Source organism: Pseudomonas sp., assembly GCF_049590575.1.
GTDB lineage: Bacteria > Pseudomonadota > Gammaproteobacteria > Pseudomonadales > Pseudomonadaceae > Aquipseudomonas.
Genome location: NZ_JBAWDE010000164.1, coordinates 1 through 4,010 on the forward strand (window position 1 = coordinate 1; position 4,010 = coordinate 4,010).

Annotated in this window: 4 protein-coding genes; all 4 read right to left on the bottom strand. The window is 63.8% G+C overall.

Translation table 11 applies throughout. From position 1 onward, the window contains the following. Positions 1-162 precede the first annotated feature (162 nt). Complete coding sequence (locus tag WBR57_RS11905; protein WP_424083996.1) at positions 163-1,512, bottom strand: CoA transferase; 1,350 nt, start codon at positions 1,510-1,512, stop codon at positions 163-165. A gap of 40 nt (positions 1,513-1,552) precedes the next feature. Next, positions 1,553-2,896 carry a sensor histidine kinase gene (locus tag WBR57_RS11910; RefSeq protein ID WP_424083997.1) on the bottom strand — a complete coding sequence of 448 codons (1,344 nt, stop codon included), beginning with the start codon at positions 2,894-2,896 and terminating at the stop codon, positions 1,553-1,555. A 67-nt stretch (positions 2,897-2,963) separates the two neighbouring features. Beyond that, positions 2,964-3,428, bottom strand: a complete 465-nt coding sequence (locus WBR57_RS11915; protein ID WP_034109057.1) for an LTXXQ domain protein — start codon at positions 3,426-3,428, stop codon at positions 2,964-2,966. 164 nt (positions 3,429-3,592) lie between these two features. Further along, a partial coding sequence (locus tag WBR57_RS11920; protein WP_424083998.1) for a winged helix-turn-helix domain-containing protein occupies positions 3,593-4,010 on the bottom strand: 418 nt, incomplete at its 5' end.

Sequence of the window (4,010 nt, forward strand, 5' to 3'; positions counted from 1 at the left end):
GAAAAGTGCGATGAATCAATTTGCGATTCTGTACGGAGATCGATTTATCAGGCCAACCTGGTAAAAGCACGGCCTGCCTCAGGGCAGGCCGTTACCGGCCCGCACACAAAAAAACTGACAGTCCCGCAACGGATATCCCCCAATCCAACAGCAACCAAAAAATCACCACTGAGCCCGATGCGACCCCAACTCCCCCGCCGGCAAATCCCACTGCAACGGCGTGCCACTAACCGTCACCGGCGCCAACAAACGATGCGCCTGGCCCCAGGCCGTCTGCTCAACCACCACCCCCTGATCCCCCGGTTCCTCAGCCCGCAACGCAGGTTGCTCGGGAACCTGCCCCGCCTCCACCAACAACTTTGCCGTACGCGCCAAAGACAACCGCGCAGATCCACCTCGTCCAGACTTCAACCGTTCGCTTAAAGCGCGAATCGCACTGGCCGCCATCAAATACCCGGTCCCATGATCCAGCGCCTGCACCGGCAGCGGCACCGGTTTGTCCGAGTGTTTCCAGGCCATCCCCGCGTCGGCAATCCCGCTGCTCATCTGCACCAGGCTGTCGAACCCCCGACGATTACGCCACGGCCCACTCCAGCCATAAGCATTCAGACTCACGTCGATCAGGCCTGGGGCAATGTGGTGCAGGGCATCTGCGCTGTAGCCGAGTTGCTCGAGGGCATCCGCACGATAGCCGTGGAACAGAATATCGGCGTCCTTGAGCAAACTCTCGAACAGCTGCCGCCCGTCGAGGGTTTTCAGATCCAGGCGCGCGCAGCGTTTGCCCAAGGTCATTTCCGGGACCACCCCTGGTTCATTCCAGGTGGGCGAGTCGATGCGCAGTACATCCGCGCCCAACCCTGCCAGAAAACGACTGGCCACCGGCCCGGCCAATACACGTGTGAGGTCCAGCACCTTGAGCCCGGCCAGGGGGCGCGCCACCGAGCCGAGCCAGACTTTGTCGGTAATGGTGTTGAAGGTCTGGCGCTGCACCAGGTCTTCGGCATTCACCGCCAACCCTTGCGGGTGCTGCTGCCAGGCTTGCCACGAACGCATTTGCGCCGCACAGCCACCGGCATCGACAACCGCCTGTTCCAACTCGGCGACGTTCCACGCGGCGACCTTGCTGGCCATGTCGGTGCGGTCGGCGACTTGGCCCAGCACTCGCTCAGCGGCGGCACGGTGATGCGGGGCGTTGGTGTGCAGGCGAATCCAGCCGTCGGCACCGGTGTAGTCGCCGGCCACCGGGTCCCACAGCGGCGGCGTTTGCCAACCCACCGGGCGAATCGAGGATGAGAACCAGAATGAGCCGAGGCGCCGGTCAACCGTCACGCCTGGCAGGCGCCCGGTCTGTTGCAGGATCAACTCGGCCACGGCCTGGCCGGCGGCACCGATGCTGGCGCTGGCCAGGTCGGTGACGGCGAAGGCCGAGGGCAGGGCGCCGGCTTCAGTCAGGGCCAGCGCGGTGTGTGGCAGCTCGAGTGCGGCTTGGATGGGGGTCAGCAGGTCAGTCATCAAAGGCCCTCCGTAAGAGAAGGGCCACTATAGAAGATCCTCAGGCCGGTGTGACAACCCCTGGCTCCAATGGCAGGTCGATACTGGCGACAAAACCGCCCTGGGGATGATTGGCCAGGGTCAGGCTGCCGCCATGGCGCTCCGCCGCGCGCCGCGCAATCGCCAGGCCGAGGCCATGGCCCAGGGCGGTCTGGCCGGGGGCGCGGTAGAATGGCTCGCCCAATTGGCTGAGGTGCTCGGCGTCCACGCCGGGGCCGTGGTCGCGCACGCTGATCAGAATACGCTCGCCCTGGCGCTGCGCCTGCAACTCGATGGCCTGGCCCGGCGGGTTGAAGCGCTGGGCATTGCGCAGCAGGTTATCCACCGCGCGTTCGATCATGGTCGGCCAGCCCTTGAGGTGCAGGTCGGCCCCAGCGTGCAGTTGCACGGTCTGGTCCGGCGCGCCGAGCTGGGCGTCTTTTTGCAGGGTCTTTAGCAGCGCGTTGAGGTCGACGTCCTCAGCACTGGCGTTGTCGGCATCGACGCGGGCCAGCACCAGGATTTCGCTGATCAGCGCTTCCAGGCGGTCGCATTCGCGGGTCAGGCGCGGCCAGAGCTTCTCGCGCTCTTCGGGGCTGGCGCGTTCGGCCAGGGCCAGCGCGATGCGCAGGCGCGCCAGAGGTGAGCGCAATTCGTGGGACACATCACGCAGCAATTGGCGCTGGCTGCCGATCAGGCTTTGCAGACGCGCGCCCATGCGGTTGAAGTCGGTGGCGAGCACGCCGAATTCGTCGCGTCGGTTAGCCAGTTGCGCCAGGCTGTTCTGCTGGTAAGTGGCCTGGCCGAGGTCATGCACCGCGCCGCGCAAACGGCTGAGCGGGCGAGTAATGGACAACGTCACCAACAGGCTGAACAGGGTCAGCACCACCAGGGCGATCGCCAGCGCGCTCAGCGGCCACAGCAGGCTGTTGCGGTGCCAGGCGTCCAGCTCCGGGTGGGGAATACGGTAGATCAGCAGGTAGGAGTTGCCGGTTTTTTCGCTGGTGTATTCGGCGGTCAGGCGACGCCAGGGCAGGTGGCTGTCCTTCTGGTCATTCTGGCGTTCCTCCAAGGCAGCGGCTCGGCGCGAAAACGTCCCGCGCACCACCGGCTCGCCGGCCTCGTTGAGCACTTGCACGTCGACGTGGTACTGGCGCTTGCGCTGTTGCAGCAGCTCCTGCGAGGCCTCCTCACCCTGGGATTCGTAGAGCTGGGTCCACTCTTCAGCCAGGTTATTCAGGCCGGGATGCCGGCTGAGAATCCACGCATCTTGATTAAGCATGTGCCCCAGCAGGATCGACAGCCCGGCAACCAAGGCGATGGCCAGCCAGAAGCTGGCCAGGATGCGCCAGAACAATGAACGCACAGGAAACCCTCAAACAGGAAAAGCCCAGCGGCGCGAGCCACTGGGCTGGGGAAGTACCGCTAGAGCATTATTGCGCTTTTTGCGGCTGTTGCGCTTTCCAGGCCTGGAATTCCTTCCATTCGGCGCGACGCTGTTCCTGCTTCTTGACGATCTCGTCGAACTTCTTCTGCTGGTCAGGCTTGAGCACGGCACGGATGTCGGCCTGGGTTTTCTGCTTGCCGGCAGCGATCTCATCCTGCATGGCTTTCTGGTCAGCGGCCGGGAGTTTGTCCAGGTACTTTTTGACCAGGTCTTTGCGAGCGTGCCATTGGTCGCCCATCAGCTTGCCGATTTGCTCGCGCTGTTCCTTGCTCAGGTCCAGTTGGCTGAAGGGGCCGCCTTTGCCACGCGGACCGTGTTCACCGCCGTGGCCCGGGCCACCCATCATGTGGCCTTCAGGGCCGCCCATCGGGCCTGGGCCTTCTGGCATAGCAGCCATGGCAACGGTCGGCAGGGCAGCGGCGAACATCAAAGCGATAAGGGTCTTGCGCATGGTGATTCTCCTGTCTCTATTCCGGTGAGTCCGGATGTGAGTAGATTACTCAGATCAAGGTCAGCGGCGGTCAGGTGTCGGTAAAGCTTGCGTAAAGAGGGGTTTGTTGTGAACTGACAAAACTATTCGGGTTCGGATATTCAAATGTGGGGAAAATGTGATGCTTAGAGGCTGTAGTAGTAGCCGCGGCTGCGCAACGCCACGATCCGTGGCCGGCCATCCGGGTGCGGGCCGATCTTTTTGCGCAGGTTGCTGACGTGCATGTCCAGGCTGCGGTCGTAAAGCGTCAGCTTGCGGCCGAGGGCGATTTGCGCCAGTTCCTGTTTGTCCAGCGGCTCGCCGGGTTGGCGCAGCAGGGCTTCGAGCAGGCGGCTTTCGGAGACGGTGAGAGTGAATTCCTGTTCGTCGATGCTGACCACGCCGCGCACCGGGCTGAAGCACAGGTCACCGAGTTCCAGCTGGCTGGACACAGCGGCCGGGTGGCTGCGGCGTAATACGGCACGCAGGCGGGCGGTCAGCTCGCGCGGGTCGCAGGGTTTGGCCAGGTAATCGTCGGCGCCCAGTTCCAGGCCGAGGATGCGG